At 66.4% G+C, this 21,180-nt stretch carries 15 protein-coding genes; 8 read left to right on the top strand and 7 right to left on the bottom strand.

Annotated features, from left to right (window positions below; translation table 11 throughout):
- Nucleotides 1-185 precede the first annotated feature (185 nt).
- The 6 genes from recC to ACVWY1_RS19895 all read left to right on the top strand — a co-directional run bounded on the left by recC (nt 186) and on the right by ACVWY1_RS19895 (nt 11,825).
- The gene (recC, locus tag ACVWY1_RS19920) at nt 186-3,668 is read left to right on the top strand and encodes an exodeoxyribonuclease V subunit gamma (RefSeq protein ID WP_457378670.1); all 3,483 of its coding nucleotides are present in this window, start codon (nt 186-188) and stop codon (nt 3,666-3,668) included.
- On the top strand, nt 3,665-7,336 hold the full coding sequence (recB, locus tag ACVWY1_RS19915; RefSeq protein WP_457378669.1) for an exodeoxyribonuclease V subunit beta: 3,672 nt from the start codon (nt 3,665-3,667) through the stop codon (nt 7,334-7,336). The genes recC and recB overlap by 4 nt, the downstream gene beginning before the upstream one ends.
- Nucleotides 7,333-9,408, top strand: a complete 2,076-nt coding sequence (recD, locus tag ACVWY1_RS19910; protein WP_457378668.1) for an exodeoxyribonuclease V subunit alpha — start codon at nt 7,333-7,335, stop codon at nt 9,406-9,408. Before recB ends, recD begins: the two co-directional genes overlap by 4 nt.
- A 69-nt stretch (nt 9,409-9,477) precedes the next feature.
- A complete protein-coding gene (locus ACVWY1_RS19905; RefSeq protein WP_457378667.1) occupies nt 9,478-10,053 on the top strand; it encodes a YfiR family protein in 576 nt (191 codons plus the stop codon).
- Nucleotides 10,050-11,321, top strand: a complete 1,272-nt coding sequence (locus ACVWY1_RS19900) for a diguanylate cyclase domain-containing protein (protein WP_457378666.1) — start codon at nt 10,050-10,052, stop codon at nt 11,319-11,321. Before ACVWY1_RS19905 ends, ACVWY1_RS19900 begins: the two co-directional genes overlap by 4 nt.
- Nucleotides 11,322-11,324: 3 nt before the next feature.
- Nucleotides 11,325-11,825: an OmpA family protein gene (locus ACVWY1_RS19895; RefSeq protein ID WP_256582670.1), complete on the top strand. Its 501-nt coding sequence runs from the start codon at nt 11,325-11,327 to the stop codon at nt 11,823-11,825.
- A gap of 40 nt (nt 11,826-11,865) precedes the next feature.
- Here ACVWY1_RS19895 and ACVWY1_RS19890 read toward each other — a convergent pair whose 3' ends face one another.
- Nucleotides 11,866-12,816 carry a LysR family transcriptional regulator gene (locus tag ACVWY1_RS19890; protein ID WP_102684573.1) on the bottom strand — a complete coding sequence of 317 codons (951 nt, stop codon included), beginning with the start codon at nt 12,814-12,816 and terminating at the stop codon, nt 11,866-11,868.
- 133 nt (nt 12,817-12,949) lie between these two features.
- Between ACVWY1_RS19890 and ACVWY1_RS19885 the strand changes: the two genes are divergently transcribed.
- On the top strand, nt 12,950-14,476 hold the full coding sequence (locus ACVWY1_RS19885) for a CoA-acylating methylmalonate-semialdehyde dehydrogenase (RefSeq protein ID WP_038707313.1): 1,527 nt from the start codon (nt 12,950-12,952) through the stop codon (nt 14,474-14,476).
- 10 nt (nt 14,477-14,486) lie between these two features.
- A complete protein-coding gene (gene mmsB / locus ACVWY1_RS19880) occupies nt 14,487-15,377 on the top strand; it encodes a 3-hydroxyisobutyrate dehydrogenase (protein WP_028691313.1) in 891 nt (296 codons plus the stop codon).
- 220 nt (nt 15,378-15,597) lie between these two features.
- On the opposite strand, the gene ACVWY1_RS19875 is transcribed toward mmsB, so the two are convergent.
- The 6 genes from ACVWY1_RS19875 to ACVWY1_RS19850 all read right to left on the bottom strand — a co-directional run bounded on the left by ACVWY1_RS19875 (nt 15,598) and on the right by ACVWY1_RS19850 (nt 21,150).
- Nucleotides 15,598-15,942, bottom strand: coding sequence for a cupin domain-containing protein (locus ACVWY1_RS19875; protein ID WP_277502733.1), 345 nt, complete (start codon nt 15,940-15,942; stop codon nt 15,598-15,600).
- 130 nt (nt 15,943-16,072) lie between these two features.
- Nucleotides 16,073-17,005, bottom strand: a complete 933-nt coding sequence (locus ACVWY1_RS19870) for a phosphatidate cytidylyltransferase (RefSeq protein WP_102684564.1) — start codon at nt 17,003-17,005, stop codon at nt 16,073-16,075.
- 1 nt (nt 17,006) lies between these two features.
- Complete coding sequence (locus ACVWY1_RS19865) at nt 17,007-17,627, bottom strand: lysophospholipid acyltransferase family protein (protein ID WP_277502736.1); 621 nt, start codon at nt 17,625-17,627, stop codon at nt 17,007-17,009.
- Between the two features lie 6 nt (nt 17,628-17,633).
- Nucleotides 17,634-18,053 (bottom strand): hypothetical protein, encoded by a 420-nt coding sequence (locus ACVWY1_RS19860; protein WP_110704064.1) that lies wholly within the window; start codon nt 18,051-18,053, stop codon nt 17,634-17,636.
- Nucleotides 18,050-19,396, bottom strand: a complete 1,347-nt coding sequence (locus ACVWY1_RS19855; RefSeq protein ID WP_277502738.1) for a phosphatase PAP2/dual specificity phosphatase family protein — start codon at nt 19,394-19,396, stop codon at nt 18,050-18,052. Before ACVWY1_RS19855 ends, ACVWY1_RS19860 begins: the two co-directional genes overlap by 4 nt.
- Nucleotides 19,396-21,150 carry a bifunctional alpha/beta hydrolase/class I SAM-dependent methyltransferase gene (locus tag ACVWY1_RS19850; RefSeq protein ID WP_277502741.1) on the bottom strand — a complete coding sequence of 585 codons (1,755 nt, stop codon included), beginning with the start codon at nt 21,148-21,150 and terminating at the stop codon, nt 19,396-19,398. The genes ACVWY1_RS19855 and ACVWY1_RS19850 overlap by 1 nt, the downstream gene beginning before the upstream one ends.
- Nucleotides 21,151-21,180: the final 30 nt, after the last annotated feature.

Here is a 21,180-nt window from a genome sequence, read left to right as displayed (position 1 = left end):
TTTCCCCATGTGAGAGTAGGTCATCGTCAAGATTCATTTCGCAAAACCCCTATCTGCGCGAGCAGGTAGGGGTTTTGTCTTTGTGCCTGGAAAACCCATGGCCTGCCGGGCAGCATCGCGAGACCTTGTCTGCTGTCTCCGTGATAAGGTTTCCCGTCAGCATCAACCGCATTCCGAGAGCTCCTATGCCGCAGACCACCTCACTCCACCCAGGTTTCATGATCGTCCAGGGCAATCGCTTGGACGAACTGCGTAATCTGGTGGTGAGCGTGATGCGCCGCTACCCCCTGGCGCCACTGGAGAACGAGATTGCGCTGGTACAGAGCAACGGTATCGCCCAATGGCTGAAACTGGCTCTGGCCGAGGACCCGCAAGACGACGATCAGGGCGGTTGCGGGATCGCCGCTGCCATCGATGTGCAGCTCCCGGGCAGCTTCATGTGGCAGCTGTATCGCCGTGTGTTGGGCCGTGATGAAATCCCCGAGGTTTCGCTGCTCGACAAGGCCCCCCTGACCTGGCGCCTGATGCGCCTGCTCCCGGAAGTGATCGAGCGTCTGCACTTCGAACCTCTGCGCCGCTTCCTCACCGACGATAGCGACCTACGCAAGCGTTACCAGCTAGCTGAGCGCCTTGCCGACCTGTTCGACCAGTACCAGGTCTACCGCGCCGACTGGTTGAAGGACTGGGCAGATGGTGCCCATGTACTCAATACCGCCCGTGGCGAGCGCAAGCCCTTGGCTGCTGGCAATCGCTGGCAGGCCGAGTTGTGGCGGCTCCTGCTCGAGGACGTGGGCGAGGAGGGCATGGCCCAGAGCCGAGCCGGTGTGCACCAGCGCTTCATCGAACGTATCAACAGCCTGGAGCAGGCGCCCCCAGGGCTGCCGGCGCGATTGATCGTGTTCGGCATTTCGTCGCTGCCGGCACAGATCCTGGAAGCCCTGGCAGGTCTTGCCCGTTTCAGCCAGGTGCTGCTGTGCGTGCACAATCCCTGTCGTCACCACTGGGGCGATATCGTCGCCGACAAGGACCTGCTGCGGCACCAGTACAAACGCCAGCAACGCAAGCAGGGCATGCCTTTGCAGCTGGACGACGAACTGCTGCATCAGCATGCCCATCCGCTGTTGGCGGCCTGGGGCAAGCAGGGGCGCGACTACATCAACCTGCTCGACAGCTACGACGACCCAGGCAGCTACCAGAATGTCTTCAGCGAAGGCCGTATCGACCTGTTCAGTGATGCACAGCCCGAGACCCTGCTCAACCAGCTGCAGGACGATATCCTCGAGCTGCGGCCTTTGGCCGAGACGCGTACGCAATGGCTTGCAGTCGATCCGGCCAAGGACCGCTCCGTGCGCTTCCACCTGGCCCATAGCCCGCAGCGCGAAGTCGAGATCCTCCACGACCAGTTACTCGCCCGCTTCAGCGCCGACCCGACCCTGCGCCCGCGCGACGTCATCGTCATGCTGCCGGCCATCGACACCTACGCACCGCATATCCGCGCCGTGTTCGGCCAGCTCGATCGCAACGACCCGCGCTATATCCCCTTCACCCTGACCGACCAGGGTCAGCGTGGTCGCGACCCTCTGCTCATTGCCCTGGAACACCTGCTCAAGCTGCCCGACAGCCGCTTTGCCGTCAGTGAAGTGCTCGACCTGCTGGACGTACCGGCCGTGCGCGCCCGTTTCGCCATCCAGGAAGGCGATCTGCCGACGCTGCATCGCTGGATCGAAGGGGCGGGTATCCGCTGGGGGCTGAGTGCCGAACAGCGCGCCAGCCTGGGGCTGCCGGAAGGGCTGGAGCAGAACAGCTGGCGATTCGGCCTGCGCCGGATGTTGCTGGGGTACGCGGTCGGGGTGGGCGAAGGCTGTGACGGCATCGAGCCTTATGACGAGATTGGCGGCCTCGATGCCGCATTGATCGGGCCGCTGGTCGCCTTGCTCGATGCCCTGGAGGTCGCTTGCCAGGCCCTGACCCAGCCGGCCTCTGCGCCAGACTGGGGCGCACGGCTGCACGCCCTGCTGCAGATCTTCTTCCTGGCCGAGAACGAACACGACGAGCTGCTCCTGGTGCAACTGCAGGATCTGCGCGACACCTGGCTGGAGACTTGCGAGGCGGTGGGCCTGCAAGACCTGCTGCCGCTCACGGTGGTGCGCGAGGCCTGGCTGTCGGGGTTGGACCAGGGCAAGTTGTCGCAACGCTTCCTTGCCGGTTCCGTGAACTTCTGCACCCTGATGCCCATGCGCGCCATCCCGTTCCGTGTGGTCTGCCTGCTGGGCATGAACGATGGTGACTATCCACGCGCCCAGCCGCCCCTGGACTTCGACCTGATGGCCAGCGACTATCGTCCGGGCGATCGCTCCCGGCGAGAGGATGACCGTTACCTGTTGCTCGAAGCCTTGCTGTCGGCACGTGACCAGCTCTATGTCAGCTGGGTCGGGCGCAGTATCCGCGACAACAGCGAGCGTCCGGCCTCGGTGCTGATCGGGCAACTGCGCGATCACCTGGCCGCCGGCTGGCAGCTCGCCGGTGCCAAGGCCGGGTTGCGCGATGACGCTGGACAGCAGTTGCTGCATGCGTTGACCCAGGAGCATCCGCTGCAGCCGTTCAGCCAGCGCTATTTCCAGAAAGGCAGCCCGCTGTTCAGTTTTGCCCATGAGTGGCTGGCCTTGCATCAGGCCGAGGACGGCGCAGCGACCGCCGCTATCGGGCTGTCGCCCTACGTCAGCAATGAACCGCTGAACCTGGTGCAGCTTCAGGACTTCCTGCGCCACCCGGTACGGCATTTTTTCAGCCAGCGCCTGAAAGTGTTCTTCGAAACGTTGGAGGCGCCGACTCCGGACGAAGAACCCTTCATCCTGGATGCCCTGCAACGCTATGGCTTGAGTGAAAGTCTGCTCGGCGCCGCGCTGGCCGACCCCGACAACGCCGAGCGAGCCCTGCAAGCCCAGGCCCGGAGGCTGCAGGCCTGCGGGCTGCTACCGTTGGCCGGGTTCGGTGAGGCCTTGCAGGCGGAACTGATCCAGCCGCTGCCGGACTTGCTGCAACGCCATCGACAGTTGCTGCAGCGCTGGCCGACGCTGGTCGAGGGTGCCCTGCCGATTCACTTCGAACAGGGCGCGCAGCGCCTGGAAGGCTGGCTCGGCCGTGTGTACCAAGGCGAAGACCAAAGCCTGCTGAGCATCGCCACCGTGCCCAATACCCTCAGTGCCGGGCGCAACAGCCTGAAATGGCATCGCCTGATCCCGGCCTGGGTCATGCACCTTGCCGCCTGCGCCTCGGGCTATCCGCTGCACAGCGCGTTGGTGGCCAGCGACCTGACCTTGTTGCTGGCACCGCTGCCGCAGGCCGATGCGACGCAGCGCCTGGGCGAGTTGCTGGTGGCACGCCAGGCGGGAATGAACGCGCCCTTGCCCGTCGCGGCCAAGACCGCCTTCGCCTGGCTGGCCCAGGAGGACCCGGACAAGGCCCTGGCTGCCGCGGCCCGGGCCTACGAAGGTGACGGCCAGAACAGCTTCGGCGAGCGCAGCGAGAGCCTGGCCCTGGCCCGTCAATACCGTGACTTCGCCGCACTGGCCCTCGAGGAAACCTTCGAGGGTTGGTGCGAAACCCTGTATCGCCCCTTGTTCGCGGCGCCCTGGCAAACCCTGGGCAACCCGGAGAGCGCCCAATGACCCAAGCCCGCCCCCTGGCGCTGAGCTTTCCTTTGCACGGCAGCCAACTGATCGAGGCCAGCGCCGGCACCGGCAAGACCTTCACCATCTCGGCCTTGTACCTGCGCCTGATCCTCGGGCATGGCGGCGAGCAGGGCTTTGCCCGCGAGCTGCTGCCGCCGCAGATCCTGGTGGTGACCTTCACCGATGCGGCAACCAAGGAACTGCGTGAGCGTATCCGTGCGCGCCTGGCTGAAGCGGCGCGCTTTTTCCGCGGCGAGCTCGAGGACGCCGACCCTTTGCTGCACCTGCTGCGCGAGGATTATCCACCGGCGCACTGGCCACGCTGTGCCAACCGTCTGGAAATCGCCGTGCAATGGATGGACGAAGCGGCGGTGTCGACCATCCACGGCTGGTGCCAGCGCATGTTGCGCGAGCATGCGTTTGACAGTGGCAGCCTGTTCACCCAGAGCCTGGAAACCGATCACAGCGAGTTGCTGGGCCAGGTCATGCGCGACTACTGGCGGCGCTTCTGCTACGGCATGCGTGGCGAGTCGCTGGCCTGGGTGCGCGGCAACTGGGGCAGCCCCGATGCCTTGTTGCCAAGGATCAGGCCATTGTTCGGCCGCGTCCGTGGCCAGGTGGACGAGCAGGAGCCGCAAGCCTTGATCGAGGCGACCCTGCGCCAGCGCACCGAGCAGTTGGCCCAGCTCAAGGCCCCTTGGGCCGCCTGGGCCGATGAGCTGCAGCAGATCTGCCGCGATGCCGTGGCGGCCAAGCAGGCGGACGGGCGCAAGTTGCAGGCACGCTACTTTGAGCCCTGGTTCGACAAACTGCGCGCCTGGGCCGGTGATGAGCAGGCCATGGAGCTGGACCTGGGCACCGGCTTCACCCGGCTGACCCCGGCGGGCATGGCCGAGGCGTGGAAGGCCGGCGAGCCACCGCAGCACCCGGCGCTGCACGCCATGGCGGCCCTGCGTGAACAGTTGCAGGGGCTGGCCAGCCCCGATGCGCGCCTGCTGGAGCATGCCGCTGCCTGGGTTTCGGCGCGCTTCGAGGTGGAGAAGCGTCGACGCGCCGAAATGGGCTTCGACGACATGCTTTTGCGCCTTGAGCATGCCCTGGGCAGCGATGCGGGCGAGCGCCTGGCCGCGTTGATCCGCGAGCAGTTCCCGGTCGCGTTGATCGACGAGTTCCAGGACACCGACCCCGTCCAGTACGGCATCTTCGAGCGCATCTACCGTATCAGCGAGAACAACCCGGACACCGGCCTGTTCATGATCGGCGACCCCAAGCAGGCGATCTATGCCTTCCGCGGCGCCGACATCTTCACCTACCTGGCCGCGCGCCGCGCCACCGCCGGGCGCCTGCACAGCCTGGACACCAACTACCGCTCCAGCCAGGCCATGGTCGCGGCGGTGAACCGGGTATTCCTCCAGGCCGAGGAGCGTGCCGAGGGCCGTGGGGCATTCCTGTTCCGGGCCCATGGCGATAACCCGCTGCCTTTCGTCGAAGTACGCGCCAAGGGCCGTGGCGAGCAATTGCTGGTGGCCGGTCAGCCGAGCGCAGCCCTTTGTTGCTGGCAACTTGAAAGTGATGAGCCGGTATCCAGTACTTTGTATCGCCAGCAGCTGGCGGCCAGTTGCGCGAGCCATATCGTCGAACTGCTCAATGGCGGGCAGCAAGGCGTCAGTGGTTTCGCTGATGCTGCTGGCAAGCTGCGGCCCTGCTTGCCTTCCGATATCGCCATCCTGGTGCGCGACGGCCGCGAGGCCCAGCTGATCCGCGCCGAGCTGGCCGCCCGCGATGTGCGCAGTGTGTACCTGTCGGACAAGGACTCGGTGTTCGCCGCCCAGGAGGCCCACGACCTGCTGGCCTGGCTCAAGGCCTGCGCCGAGCCGGACTCGGAGCGCCTGCTCAAGGCCGCCCTGGCCAGCCTGACCCTCGACCTGCCGCTGGTCGAACTGGAGCGCCTGAACCAGGACGAACGGGTCTGGGAGGGCTGGGTGATGCGTTTTCGCCGCTACCGCGACACCTGGCAACGCCAGGGCGTGCTGCCGATGCTGCGCCGCCTGCTGCATGACTTCCAGCTGCCCCGCGCGTTGATGGGCCGCAGTGACGGCGAACGCGTGCTGACCAACCTGCTGCACCTGGCCGAGCTGTTGCAGCAGGCGGCGGGCGAACTGGATGGCGAGCAAGCGCTGATTCGTCACCTCACCGAGCACCTGGCCAACGCAGGGCAGGCGGGCGAGGAGCAGATCCTGCGCCTGGAAAGCGACGAACAACTGGTCAAGGTGGTGACCATCCACAAATCCAAGGGCCTGGAATACCCGCTGGTGTACCTGCCGTTCATCTGCACCAGCAAACCGGTGGATGGCCAGCGCCTGCCCCTGGACTGGCACGATGACCAGGGCGTGGCGCACCTGACCCTGACGCCGAATGCCGAGCAGATCGAGCGCGCCGACGACGAGCGCCTGGCCGAGGACCTGCGCCTGCTCTACGTCGCCCTGACCCGTGCCCAATACGCTTGCTGGCTGGGCGTCGCCGACCTCAAGCGCGGTACCCAGCGCAGCTCGCAACTGCACCGCTCGGCCCTGGGTTACCTGCTCGGCGGCGGGCTGCCGTTGCCCGCCTCCAGCCAGCTGGGCGAGTGGCTCCAGGCACTGGCGGCGAGCAACCCGGCCATCAGCCGGGAGGCGCTGCCCGAAGTGCAGACACAGAGCTATCGCACGCCGGACAGCCAGCGCGAACTCCTGCCGCCACGCAAGCCACGGCGCGCCGCCGCGGAACACTGGTGGATTGCTTCCTACAGTGCCCTGCGGGTGGGCGACCAGACGCTGATCGCCGACAGCTCCCAGGCCCAGCAACTGCTGGACGACGAGCTGCTGGACAGCCAGCTGCTGCGCGAGGTCCCGGCCGAGGCGGGCGATATCCACCGCTTCCCCCGTGGGCCGAACCCGGGGACCTTCCTCCATGGCCTGCTCGAATGGGCGGGCCGCGAAGGCTTCGCCGAGATCAGCAGCCAGGCCGAGGTGATCGAGCGCACCGTGGGGCGGCGCTGCAATCGACGCGACTGGACCGGCTGGATCCCCACGCTGACGCAGTGGCTGCAGCAACTGCTGCTGCAACCCATGCCGTTGCAGGGTGCCACTCTGACCCTGGCGCAACTGAACCAATACCAGATCGAAATGGAGTTCTGGTTCGCCAGCCACCAGGTCGACGCCCTGCGCCTCGACTACCAGGTGACGCGCCATACCCATGGCGGCGCGGCGCGCCCGGCCGCGCAGCCGACCTTGCTCAATGGCATGTTCAAGGGCTTCATCGACCTGGCGTTCGAGCTCGATGGGCGCTACTACGTGGCCGACTACAAGTCCAACTGGCTTGGCCCCGACGCCGAAGCCTATGGCGACCTGGCGATGGAGCAGGCGATCCTCGAGCACCGCTACGACCTGCAGTACGTGCTCTACCTGCTGGCCCTGCATCGCCAGTTGCGCGCCCGCCTGCCTGACTACGACTACGATCGGCATGTCGGCGGCGCCGTGTTCATCTTCCTGCGCGGCGTCACGTCGGCGGGCCACGGGCTGTATCATGTGCGCCCACCCCGGGCGCTGATCGAGCAGCTCGACGCGATGTTCCGGGGTGAGCTAGAACCTGAACAACAGGATCTGTTTGCCGGAGCCGCGCCATGAGCCGCAACCTCGATGACCTGCTGCCCACGCCATTGCAGGCGGAGCATCTGAGCGCCCTGGCGCCGCTGAGCGCCAGCCACGACCTGCTGGCGTTGCTCGATCGTTGGGTCGAGCGCGGTTGGTTGCGTGCCCTGGACCGGGCCTTCGTGAGCTTTCTCGAGGAGCGGGCGCCAGGCAGTGATCCTTTGATCCTGCTCGCTGCGGCGCTGGCCAGCCACCAGCTGGGGCATGGGCATGTCTGCCTGGATCTGCGCCAGACCCTCGCTGAACCAGACTTCGCCCTGTCGCTGCCACCGGAAGGCGATGCCCTGGCCGGGCCGCTGCTGCTGCCTTCGCAACTGCTGGCCAGCCTTGACCTGGGTACCTGGCTGCAACGGATTGCCGAGAGCCCGCTGGTCGCGGCGGGCGATAGCGTCGAACAGCGCGCCCGGCCACTGGTGCTCAGCGCCGAGCGCCTGTACCTGCGCCGCTACTGGGCCTACGAGCGGCGGATCGACGACGCCCTGCATGAGCGCCTGGCGCGCCGTCAGCCTCAGCTCGCCGATCTGGCCCAGCGCCTGGCGCAGCTCTTCGACGGCGGCTCGGCGGCCGGCGAGGTGGACTGGCAGAAACTCGCCTGCGCGCTGGCCACCCGAGCGGGTTTCAGTGTGATCACCGGCGGCCCCGGCACCGGCAAGACCACCACCGTGGTACGCCTGCTGGCGTTGCTGCAGGGACCGGCGGTCGAGCAAGGGCGACCGTTGCGTATCCGACTGGCGGCACCGACCGGCAAGGCCGCGGCGCGCCTGACCGAGTCCATCGGCCAGCAGGTCGAGCGCCTGCAGGTGGACGTTGAGGTACGGGCGCAGATCCCCACCGAGGTCAGCACCGTGCACCGCCTGCTGGGCAGCCGCCCAGGCTCGCGGCATTTCCGCCATCATGCCGGCAACCCGTTGCCGCTTGACGTATTGGTGATCGATGAAGCCTCGATGATCGACCTGGAGATGATGGCCAACCTGCTCGATGCCCTGCCGTCCACTGCACGGCTGGTGCTGCTGGGCGACAAGGACCAGCTGGCCTCGGTGGAAGCCGGGGCGGTGCTGGGCGACCTGTGTCGCGACGCCGAGGAAGGCTGCTACTGGCCGCAGACCCTGGCCTGGCTGGAGCAGGTGGGCGGGCAGTCGCTGGCGGGCATCGGCCTGAAACCGGGCGATGGCCAGCGCAATCCGCTGGCCCAGCAGATCGTGATGCTACGTCATTCGCGGCGTTTCGGCGAAGGCAGCGGCATCGGCCAGCTGGCGCGCCTGGTCAATCGCCAGCAGGCGCTGGAGGCGCGGGCGCTGCTGGCGACCCGGCCTGCGGACGTTCATTGCCTGACCCTGGGCGGCGAACACGACAAGCGCTTCGATCGCCTGTTGCTCGACGGCCTTGGCCAGGGCGGCGAAGGGCCGCAGGGTTACCGTGGCTACCTGCGCACCATCGGCCGCTTGCGCCCGCCGCCTGGCACGCCGGGCGACGATCCGCGCTGGGAGCGCTGGGCGGCCGAGGTACTGCAGAGCTTCGAAGCCTTCCAGTTGCTTTGCGCCGTGCGCAGGGGCGCCTGGGGCGTCGAAGGCCTGAACGAACGCGTGGCGCGGGTGCTGCACAATGCCGGGCTGATCGATAGCCAGCAACCCTGGTACGAGGGCCGCCCGGTACTGGTTACACGCAATGATTACGGTCTTGGGCTGATGAACGGTGATATTGGCATTGCCCTGCGCCTGCCGGACGAGCAGGGCGAGGCGCTGCTGCGCGTGGCCTTTCCGCGCAACGATGGCAGCGGTGGGGTACGCTTCGTCCTGCCCAGTCGACTCAGCGAAGTGGAAACCGTATTCGCCATGACCGTGCACAAGTCCCAGGGCTCGGAATTCAGCCATACCGCGCTGGTACTGCCCGATGCCTTGAACCCGGTCTTGACCAAGGAACTGGTGTACACCGGTATCACCCGTGCCAAGCACTGTTTCAGCCTGATCGAGCCGCGCGCCGGGGTGTTCGAGGAAGCGGTGGAGCGCAAGGTCAGGCGTGTCTCGGGGCTGATGCTGGAGCAAGTCTGACTCTGGAGTTCGCCGCCGATATGCTATCGTTGCGGCATTATCCGCAAACATTTTGTGAGATTTTCCCCCATGACTGTGGCTGTCTCGGTCTTGAGACGAGTGACGGGTTGTGCGCTCTCGCTGCTGATGGCCACGCTGTTGTCGACCGGCGCTCCCGCCTGGGCGGGCACTGCCGCGTCGGACGCGCAGGCGCAGCAACGGGCCAAGGCCGTGACCCAGGTGGTACTGGGGATCCTCAGCTACGCACGCTGGCCTGCCCACCCCAACCCCTTGCGCCTGTGCCTGGTCGGCCCTACCGAGTACGCCGACGACCTGATCAAGGGCAACGTGCAGAACTCCGGGCAACCCCTGCAGGTGCGCCGTCTGCTGGCCGACGACCCGAGCGTGGCCAGCGCCTGCGATGCCATCTACCTGGGCAAGCTCGACAAGCTGGAGCGCGAGCGGCTGTTCCAGCGGGTCAATGGCCACCCGCTGCTGAGCATCAGCGAGGCCGATGACCCGTGCACGGTGGGTAGCCTGTTCTGCCTGCGGGTCAGCGACCAGCAGGTGGCGTTCGACGTCAACCTCGACTCGGTGGCGCGCAGCGGTGTGCGCATCCACCCCAGCGTGCTGCAGCTGTCGCGACGGCGGGCAGGGCAGCCATGAAGCGTTCAGCCAAGCGCTTCAGCCGGCCGACCCTGCGTGCCGTGCTCGGCCGTCGTCACCTGAGCGTGGCGCTGCTCGCCGCCGGCCTGGCCGGTGTACTGGTGACCTTGCTCGGCGTGGCGGCGTTGCGCGTCTATGCCAATCACAACCTGCACCTGATCGCTCGCTCCATCAACTACACCGTCGAGGCCGCCGTGGTGTTCGACGACAGTGCCGCGGCCAACGAAGCGCTGGCATTGATCGCCTCCACCGAGGAAGTCGCCGACGCCAAGGTCTATGACAACGACGGCGAACTGCTCGCCCATTGGCAGCGTGATACGCCCGGCGTGATGGCGCAGTTGCAGACTCAGGTGGCGCGCAGCCTGCTGGAAGAGCCGATCAACATGCCGGTGCAACACATGGGCCAGCGCGTCGGGCATATCGAGTTGACCGGGCAGGGTGGCAGCCTGGTGCGCTTCCTGCTCAGCGGCCTGGTCGGGATCCTGGTGTGCACGGTGCTCAGTGCGGTGCTGGCGCTGTACCTGTCACGACGCCTGTTCGGCGACATCATCCGGCCCCTGCGCAACCTGGCCAGCGTCGCCCATGCGGCGCGGCGCGAGCGCAGTTTCGATCGCCGCGTGCCGGAAACCCAGATCGCCGAGCTCAACGAGCTGGGCAACGACTTCAATGCCCTGCTCGATGAGCTGGAGGTGTGGCAGAGCCACCTGCAAAGCGAGAACGAAACCCTCGCCCACCAGGCCAGCCACGACAGCCTGACCGGCCTGCCCAACCGCGCGTTCTTCGAAGGACGGCTGAGTCGCAGCCTGCGCAACGCCGCACGCACTGAAGATCACCTGGCCCTGTTGTTCCTCGACAGCGACCATTTCAAGCAGATCAACGACAGCCTCGGCCATGCGGTGGGTGACGAAGTGCTGATCAGCGTGGCCAGCCGGGTGCGTGCGCAACTGCGCGAGCATGACCTGGTGGCGCGCCTGGGCGGTGACGAGTTCGCCGTGCTGCTGACGCCGCTGCACTCGCGTGAGGATGCCAAGCGCATCGCCGAGAAAATCGTCGCCAGCATGAAGCTGCCGGTGCAGCTGGAGGATGGTACCAGTCTGACCACCTCGCTGAGTGTCGGTATCGCCTATTACCCGGACGACGGCCATGACCCGGCCAGTCTGCTCAATGCCGCCGATGCGGCGATGTACCAGGCCAAGCGCAATCGCCGCGGCCATTGGCAAGTGGCACAGACGGAACGCTGTGCCAACGATGCAAAGAACAGGAGCTGAACCGTGACCAAGCGTTTTTCCGTACTGCGTTTCCCGTTATTCACCCTGCTGCTGGCGCTGTTCGCCCTGGCCGGCTGCCAGAGCGTGCCGCCCAAGGGGCTGACACCCGAGCAGGTCGCCGTGCTCAAGCGCGAGGGCTTCGCCCCGACCGATGACGGCTGGGCGTTCGACCTGTCCGGCAAGGTGCTGTTCGGCAGCGACCTGGACAGCCTCAACAGCCAGAGCGAGTCGATCGTCGAGCGCATCGGCAAGGCATTGCTGTCGGTGGATATCCAGCGCGTGCGCATCGACGGCCACGCCGACGCCTCGGGCAAGGCCGCCTACAACCAGCAGTTGTCCGAGCGCCGCGCGCAGAGCGTGGCCAAGGCTTTGGCCGGCATCGGCATGCAGCCGCAGAACATCCAGACCCGCGGCATGGGCAGCAGCCAGCCGGTGGCGGACAACCGTACCGCCGCAGGGCGCATGGAGAATCGCCGCGTGTCGATCGTGGTGGGGTCGGAGTGATACCGACATCGCGGGGCAAGCCCCGCGATGATGCCTACCCTCAATCCCGAGCGAACTTCATCTCCCGCGTCTCCCCCATCAATAACGGCGCATTGGCCTCGGTCACCTCACGGATGTAATCCCACAGCAGGGTGATCCGCTTCAACTTGCGCAGGTCCTCCCGGCAGTACATCCAGAACTGCCGCGTCACCTCGATCTGCTCCGGCAGCACCGTCACCAGGCGTGGATCCTGCGCCGCCAGGAAGCACGGCAGGATCGCCAGCCCACGCCCCTGCAACGCTGCTGTGTACTGGGCGATCACGCTGGTGCTGCGCAGGTGCGCGTTGGCGTTGGGGATCAAGTTGGCCAGGTACAGCAACTCCGAGCTGAAGGCCAGGTCGTCCACGTAGCTGATGAACGGGTGGCGCCCCAGGTCGGCGATCTCGCGAATCGGCTCGTGGCGATCCAGGTAGTCCTGGGTGGCATACAGGCGCAGGCGGTAATCGCACAGCTTGCAGCACACATAGGGGCCGTGTTCCGGGCGCTCCAGGGCGATGACGATATCGGCTTCGCGCTTGGACAGGCTGATGAAGTGCGGCAGCGGCAGGATGTCCACCGAGATCGCCGGCCAGGCATCGACGAAGTGGCTCAGCTGCGGGGTGACGAAGAAGCTGCCGAAGCCTTCGGTGCAGCCCATGCGTACATGCCCCGACAATGCGACGCCCGAGCCTGAGACTTGCTCGCAAGCCATGTGCAGGGTGCTCTCGATCGACTCGGCATAGCCCAGCAGACGCTGGCCCTCGGCGGTGAGGACGAAGCCGTTGGTCCGCGATTTTTCGAACAGCAAAGTGCCCAGCGCCCCTTCCAGTGAACCGATGCGCCGCGACACAGTGGTGTAGTCCACGGCCAGGCGCTTGGCCGCACTGCTGGCCTTGCGGGTGCGCGCTACCTCAAGAAAGAACTTGAGGTCGTCCCAGTTCAGCGCGCTCAGGGAGGTGAGGTCTTTTTGCATGATGATCCGGTTTTTTTGTGCATTCTTGTTGGATGTTTGCACATCTATACTCGAACTCAGCCCCTAAGCGCCACCCCGTGTTCGCTCCGGCGTAGGCGTCCTCGTTCCGACAATAATTCCAAGGAGAGCGCAGATGAACGCACCCCAGACGCCCGACCAGACCAAGGTCGAGCAGGTCAAGCTGCTGATCGACGGCCAATGGGTCGAGTCGAAGACCACCGAATGGCGTGACATCGTCAACCCGGCGACCCAGCAAGTGCTGGCGCGGGTGCCGTTCGCCACCGTCGAGGAAGTGAACGCCGCGGTGGCCGCTGCCGAGCGTGCCTTCAAGACCTGGCGCGACACTCCGATCGGCGCGCGCATGCGCATCATGCTCAAGCTGCAGGCACTGATCCGCGAACACAGCAAGCGCATCGCCGTGACCCTCAGCGCCGAACAGGGCAAGACCATTGCCGACGCCGAGGGCGATATCTTCCGCGGCCTGGAAGTGGTCGAGCACGCCGCCTCTATCGGCACCCTGCAGATGGGTGAGTTCGCCGAAAACGTCGCCGGCGGCGTCGACACCTATACCCTGCGCCAGCCGATCGGCGTGTGCGCCGGCATCACCCCGTTCAACTTCCCGGCGATGATCCCGCTGTGGATGTTCCCGATGGCCATCGTCTGCGGCAACACCTTCGTGCTCAAACCGTCCGAGCAGGACCCGCTGTCGACCATGATGCTGGTCGAGCTGGCGCTGGAGGCTGGCGTGCCGGCCGGCGTGCTCAACGTGGTGCATGGCGGCAAGCAAGTGGTCGATGGCATCTGCACCCACCCGGATATCAAGGCGATCTCTTTCGTCGGCTCCACCGAAGTCGGCACCCACGTTTACAACCTGGGCAGCCAGCACGGCAAGCGCGTGCAGTCGATGATGGGCGCCAAGAACCACGCCGTGGTGCTGCCCGACGCCAACCGTACCCAAACCATCAACGCCTTGGTCGGCGCCGCCTTCGGCGCGGCCGGCCAGCGCTGCATGGCCACCTCGGTGGCGGTGCTGGTGGGCAAGGCCCGCGAATGGCTGCCGGATATCAAGGACGCGGCCAGCAAGCTCAAGGTCAACGCCGGCAACGAGCCGGGCACCGATGTCGGCCCGGTGGTCTCCAAGCGCGCCAAGGAGCGCGTGCTGGGCCTGATCGAGAGCGGCATCAAGGAAGGCGCCAAGCTCGAGCTCGACGGTCGTGACGTCAAGGTGCCGGGCTACGAGCAAGGCAACTTCGTCGGCCCGACCCTGTTTTCCGGGGTGAAGACCGACATGCAGGTCTACACCCAGGAAATCTTCGGCCCGGTGCTGGTGACCCTGGAGGTCGACACCCTCGACGAGGCCATCGCCCTGGTCAACGCCAACCCGTTCGGCAACGGCACCGGTCTGTTCACCCAGAGCGGCGCGGCGGCGCGCAAGTTCCAGAGCGAGATCGACATCGGCCAGGTCGGCATCAACATCCCTATCCCGGTACCGGTGCCGTTCTTCAGCTTCACCGGTTCCCGCGGTTCCAAGCTCGGCGACCTCGGCCCGTACGGCAAGCAGGTGGTGCAGTTCTACACTCAGACCAAGACCGTCACCGCCCGCTGGTTCGACGATGACAGCGTCAATGACGGTGTGAACACCACCATCAGCCTGCGCTAAGGAGCTCGTCATGCGTATCGCATTCATTGGCCTGGGCAACATGGGCGCGCCCATGGCCCGCAACCTGATCAAGGCCGGGCACCAGCTCAACCTGTTCGACCTGAACAAGACCGTGCTGGCCGAACTCGCCGAGCTGGGCGGGCAGGTCAGCACCTCGCCCAAGGACGCCGCCGCCAACAGCGAGCTGGTGATCACCATGCTGCCGGCCGCCGCTCATGTGCGTGGCGTGTACCTGGACGAAGAAACCGGCGTGCTGGCCGGCATTCGCCCCGGCACTCCGACCGTGGACTGCAGCACCATCGATCCGCAGACCGCCCGTGAGGTCTCCAAGGCCGCAGCGGCCAAGGGCATCGACATGGGTGATGCGCCGGTCTCCGGCGGCACCGGTGGCGCGGCGGCCGGCACCCTGACCTTCATGGTCGGCGCCAGCGCCGAGCTGTTCGCCACGCTCAAGCCGGTGCTGGAGCAGATGGGGCGCAATATCGTGCATTGCGGCGAAGTCGGCACCGGGCAGATCGCCAAGATCTGCAACAACCTGCTGCTGGGCATCTCGATGATCGGCGTGTCCGAGGCCATGGCCCTGGGCAATGCGTTGGGCATCGACACCAAGGTGCTGGCCGGGATCATCAACAGCTCGACCGGACGTTGCTGGAGTTCGGACACCTACAACCCGTGGCCAGGCATCATCGAGACTGCCCCGGCTTCACGGGGTTATACCGGCGGCTTCGGCGCCGAACTGATGCTCAAGGACTTGGGGCTGGCCACCGAGGCCGCACGCCAGGCGCACCAGCCGGTGATCCTGGGGGCCGTGGCCCAGCAGCTGTACCAGGCCATGAGCCTGCGCGGCGAGGGTGGCAAGGATTTCTCGGCGATCGTCGAGGGGTACCGCAAGAAGGATTGACCCGCGAGTGGACTTGATCGCGGACCGTATGGTCTTCCCCCTTGTAACTGCGCACCTTGGGGGAGGGGCATGCGATTCGCGATTTTTTTTTTGCCCGCGATCTTCCAGGCAATGAAGCCCCTGTGGGAGCTGGCTTGCCAGCGATGCAGGCAGCGCGGTTTTGGGCACCGGCTTTGCCCGGCAAGCCGGCTCCCACAGGATGTGCGTTTTTGCCGAACGATCAGGCAAACACGAAGTACTTGCGCACCGTCTCGACCACTTCCCAGGTCCCTTTCATCCCCGGCTCGATCACGAACACATCCCCCGCCTTCAGATACTTCGGCTCCTCGCCTTCCGGGGTGACGATGCAGTAGCCATCGAGGAAATGGCAGAACTCCCACTTCTCGTAGTTGACCTCGAACTTGCCCGGCGTGCAGATCCAGGTGCCCATGATCTTGCTGCCGTCGGCGGACAGGTAGGCATTGAGGTTGACGGTGTGCGGGTCGCCGCCGATGCGCTTCCATTTGGTCGCGTCGACCACCGGGGTCGGGCAGGTTTCGCGCAGGACGGTGATGAAATCGGACATGGCGTGGCTCCAGGTAACAGGTGAGATGACGCGTCACCATAGGGCCATCGACGTACGGGCAGTTGCCTGGGCTCGACGTCCAGCTGTCAGAGCGCGCTATCTCAACCCAAGCCTGCCGATCGGCCAGGCCTCACGCCCACCAGTACCGCACGAAGTGGAAGAACACCGGCGCGGCGAAGCACACCGAGTCCATGCGGTCGAGCATGCCGCCGTGGCCTTCGATCATGTGGCCCCAGTCCTTCACTCCACGGTCGCGCTTGATCGCCGACATCACCAGCCCGCCGAAGAAGCCCATGGCATTGACCGTCAGCGCCATCAGCGCCGCCTGCCAGAAGGTGAACGGGGTGATCCAGCACAGCAGCGCGCCGACCAGGGTAGCCAAGGCCACGCCGCCGGCCAGGCCTTCGACGGTCTTCGACGGCGACAGGTTGGGCGCCACCTTGCGTTTGCCGAACAGCTTGCCGCAGACGTACTGCAGCACGTCGCTGATCTGCACCACCAGGATCAGCCAGGCGATCAGCAGCAGGTTGCGGCCTTCGTAGCCGGGGATGTCCAGGGTCATCAGCGCCGGCACCGAGGACACGCAGTACACCGCGATCATCAGGCCCCACTGCACCTTCGAGGCGCGCTCGAGGAAGCGCGTGGTGTCGCCGCCGAAGCTGGCGAGGATCGGCAGCAGCAGGAACAGGTACACCGGGATGAAGATGCTGAACAGGCCGTACCAGTCCATGGCGATCAGCAGGTACTGCACCGGCAACGCCACGTAGAACGCCGCCACCAGGGCGGGGTAGTCGCTGCGCCGGGTCGGGGTGAGGGTCATGAACTCGCGCAGGGCGTAGAACGAGACGCCGTAGAACAGCACGATGACGCCGTACTTGCCGAACAGGAAGGCGATGCCGATCACCAGCACCATCACCCACCAGGCATTGATGCGCGCGTTGAGGTTGTCGATCACCGCATGCGGCGCGGGGCCGGCACGCCATTTGAGCAGGCGGCCGACGAGGCTGGCGAGCAGCAGCAGGGCGCCGATACCGGCGAACAGCGACAGGGTGTTCTGATCCATCTCAGGCTTCCTTCGGGGCCAGGTTCAGCAGGGCCTGGCGGGCCCGCTCGAGAAAGGCGTGCTTGGCTTCGTCCGGCTGCAGGTGCAGCGGCTCGCCGAAACTCAGGGTGCACAGCAGCGGCAGGGGTAGGGCGCGTCCTTTGGGCATGACCCGGTTGAGGTTGGCGATCCACACCGGCACCAGCTCCACCTGCGGGTTGGCCGAGGCCAGGTGGAACAGGCCGCTCTTGAAAGACAGCAGCGGGTCGTCGGTGAGGTTGCGCGTGCCTTCCGGGAAGAAGATCAGCGAGTCACCCTGGGCGAAGGCGTCGAGCACCGGTTGCAGCGGGTTGCCCTCGCCGGCCTGCTGGCGATCGATCAGCACGCCGTTGAACACCTGGCGAATCAGGAAATCGCGGATACCCGGCTTGCACCAGTAGTCGGCGCCGGCCACTGGCCGGGTGCGGCGGCGCAGCGGCTCGGGCAGCGCGGCCCAGAGCAGCACGAAGTCACCGTGGCTGCTGTGGTTGGCGAAGTACAGGCGCTGCACCGGTTGCGGCGTGCAGCCCAGCCACAGGGCGCGGGCGCCGGTGATCAGGCGGGCGGCGGAGGTGATGACGAAGGCAGTCAGGCTGGCGAGCATCGGGGGTTATCCGGTGAAGGGGAGGGTGACGGCGAGCAGCACCTGCGCGGCCAGGCACAAGGCCTGACGGCGCAGCAGGGCCAGGGCGGCCTCGCTGCGTGCAGGCCAGCCGCGTGGATCGTCGGCGGTCGGTTTCAGGCGCAGTTCGAACAGGGCGCGGTCCAGGGCCAGGGTATCGGCGGGCAGGTCGTCGCAGTTGGCGAGCCGGGCGAACAGCTCGGCATCCAGGGCAACGCGTATGGCCCAGTACTTGTGTGCCAGGCCAAGCGCCAGCAACGCTGCGCAGAACACTCGGGGCAGCGCTGGCAACGGCGCGCCCAGCATGGGCGCCAGGCTGCAGGCCAGGGCCAGCAAGGTGATGCCGTCCGACCAGCGCTCCAGTTGGCGACCACGGGCGAGCAGGCTGGCGACGACGAGCAGGTTCATGGCCGGGTCTCCAACGGCTGCAGGGCCTGGCGGTGGGCTGGATGCAATACCACGCCGGGGCGCGCCTGGCGGATCAGTGTTTCGGCATGCGCGATTGCCTTGCAGCGGCCGCTGACCACCAGCCAGGCGGCGACCGCGCTGGCGCTGCGCGAGTAGCCGAGCGCACAGCAGACCAGGACCGGGCCGTGCCGGCGCAGGTGTTCGATAGCCTCGGCAGCTTGCTGCAAGGTCTGCGTGTCAGGGGCGACCAGGTCCAGTGACGGCAGATTCAGGTAGGACTGCGAAGCCTGTGGCGTCTGCTCGTGGGAGCGCGCTTGCCCCGCGAGGAGGACCCTGCAGGCCAGCTCCGCGCTGAGGTCGATCACCGCCGGGAACTGCACCGCGTCAGCCACGCCCGGCACACGCCCGAGGTACACCCCCTCGCACACCTCATCCGCCTGCGGGTGGCGCCAGGTCCACAGCCTTGAATTGATCCAGGCCCCAATCAGGTAAGGCGCCAGCAATGCCGTCGCCGCGACCGACAGCCGGCCATCGCTGCCTTTCTGGAAACCTTGCGCCCCGAACAGCGCATAGTTGAACGCTATCAACAGCAGTGAAAACCCAGGCCAGAGCAGCCACAAGGCGGTGTGTCCCAGCTTGAACCCGAGCACGGCCAGCAGCAGCGCGCCCAGTCCATAACGCAGCGCCAGCCGCCAGCGTTTGGGGTCGCGTGCCAGGCGCGCCTGCTGCCAGGGCAACGGCCCTTGTTGCGGCCACAGCCACAGGCAGACGAACCCGGCCAACGCCCCGGTCGGTACATCGATGAAGTGATGCTGCCAGGTGCTCAGGACCGACAACCCGATCAGCCCCATCCAGCCGTGCACCAGCCAGCGCCAGGCTGGATGCCGCGCATGGCGGGCGAACATCGTCCAGATGATCACCAACAGCGCGATATGCAGCGAAGGCGCCTGGTTGTAGGGCTTGTCGAAGCCCATAAGTACATCGAACAGCCAGCCGAACAACCCCGACAGCTCGGGGCGCTCGAAGGTGAAGCGCAGCGGCCAGAGCAGGAAGCAGGCCACGCAGATCACCTGTGCCGTGAGCAATGCCAGGGCATGTCGGTCCATCTCGCGACGTGTACGTGGCAGCAGGAACGACAATCCGTACAGCAGGTCGATCGACCAGTACGGGATGATCGTCCACGGCCACAGCGGCATGTGCCGTTCCCAGGCGAACACCAGGCTGCCGATATCGTCGCGCCCGGCCGTGTAGGAGTTGGCCAGGCCGTAGCTGAGGAAAAACAGCGGCCCGAGCAGCAACAGCCAGAGCACGCCGCGGCGGATCAGCCCGGTTTCACGGGCCATCAGCGCACCCGCTGCGCCAGGCTGACGCTGAAGATGCCCCATTCATCGATGCGCTGGGTGATCTTGCGGAACCCTGCGGCCTCGACCAACTGATCCATCTCTGCCTGGCTGCGTCGGCGCATAACCCAGGCCTGGCCGCCGCGGTGGCTGGTCAGGGCGCGAGCGATCATCTCCAGCTGCGGATGCCAGGGCTGGCCGGTGTAGACCAGGTAGCCGCCGTCCTCGACGGCATCGGCCAGGCCCGCCAGCGAATTGCCGACCAGCTCGTTGCTGGCGAACAGCTCGTAGAGGCCCGAGACCACCGCGAGGGTGGGGCGTGGGGTGAGGCTGGCCAGGCTTTGTCGATCGAAGGCATCGCCCTGGACAAAGCGGGCGATCTCGCCGAGGCCTTTTTCGCTGATCAGTGCGTTGCCCTGTTGCACGTTGAGCTCGCTGTAGTCGCGCAGCAGGATCGAGTCGGGCAGTTGCTGCAGGCCTTGCAAGGCCTCGAGGATGTAGCGGCCATGGCCGGCGGCGATATCGACGATATGGACCGGGCGCTGCTGCTCGCGCAACTGGGCGATGGCCAGGCGCAACAGCTCCTCGACGTTCAGCTTGCGCTGGCGGATACCGCGCCAGCCGATGGCGTCCAGGTAGTTCCGGTCGACCAGCTCGCCCAACCGGCCTTTTCCGGTTGGTGTGTTGCGGTAGACATAGTCGAGGGTGGAGCCAGAGTCGAAACCGGTGTCGAAGCCCAGTTTCACCCCCTCGGAAAGGCCTTTGCCCAGCCGCAGGCCGGCGCGGGTGGCGCGCCAGTAGAGGTCGCGTGGCGAATGGCGTGGCAACGGCGCAGCCAGGCTCTCGGCCTCGGCGCAGCTGGCGCCGCTGCGGTCGGCGTCGAGCAACGCCGACCGCGCTGGCGGCGCATCGAAGCAGTGCTCGACGAAGCGTTCGATCCGCGCCAGGGCGTGGGCGCGGTCGCGCTCGCCAAGGGTGTCATGGAAGAAGCCGGGCAGGATGTGCTTTTCCTTGCGTGCGCTGCCCAGGCGATCGAAGAACTGCTCCTGCGGCTTGCGCTCGACCACCAGGTCCGCGCCGGAGATCAGCAATTGCGTCGGCACCTGGATTGCCTGGGCGTCGGCCACCACGCGGTCGGCGGCGTCATACAGGCCCAGCAGCATGGTGACCGAAATGGGCCGGCTGATCAGCGGGTCGGCGACATACGACATGACCCGCTCCGGATCATGGGTCAACAGGCGCGGCTTGACGTAGCTGTTGACGAAGAAGTTGCCGCGCAGGGCCTTCATCAGCTTCAGCCCGGGGCGGGCGAAGGGCACATAGAGCTTGACCTTGAACGCCGGCGAGGCGAGCACCAGGCAGCGCACCCTGGGCGCATAGTCGTGGGCCCAGGTGGCGATCAGCACCGCGCCGACGCTTTGCGCCAGCACCACCATGTCGGGTTCGGCAATGCCATGGCTGGCCTGGAGGTGCTCAATGAAGGTCTGCACGTCGCGCACGCTGGTGGCGAAGCCCGGGCTGTCACCGCGTGCTCCTGGCGATTGGCCATGGCCACGGGCGTCCCAGGCGAAGAAATCATAACCGGGCATGTTCAGTTCGTCGGCCAGGTGGGCCATGCGCCCGCCGTGCTCGTGGCCGCGGTGGAACATCACCACGGCGCGGCGTGGTTGATGCTCGTTGCGCGTGGCGGGCCAGTGGCGATAGTGCAGCTCGACGCCGTCATGGGTGCAGAAATGCAGCGATTGCGCTTGGCGCATGGCGAATATCCTTGTCCGGCAGCGAGGGGC

The sequence above is a fragment of the Pseudomonas sp. TE6288 genome (assembly GCF_054062095.1).
Note: the sequence above shows the minus strand (reverse complement) of the source record. Positions and strands in the feature narration are given on the sequence as shown.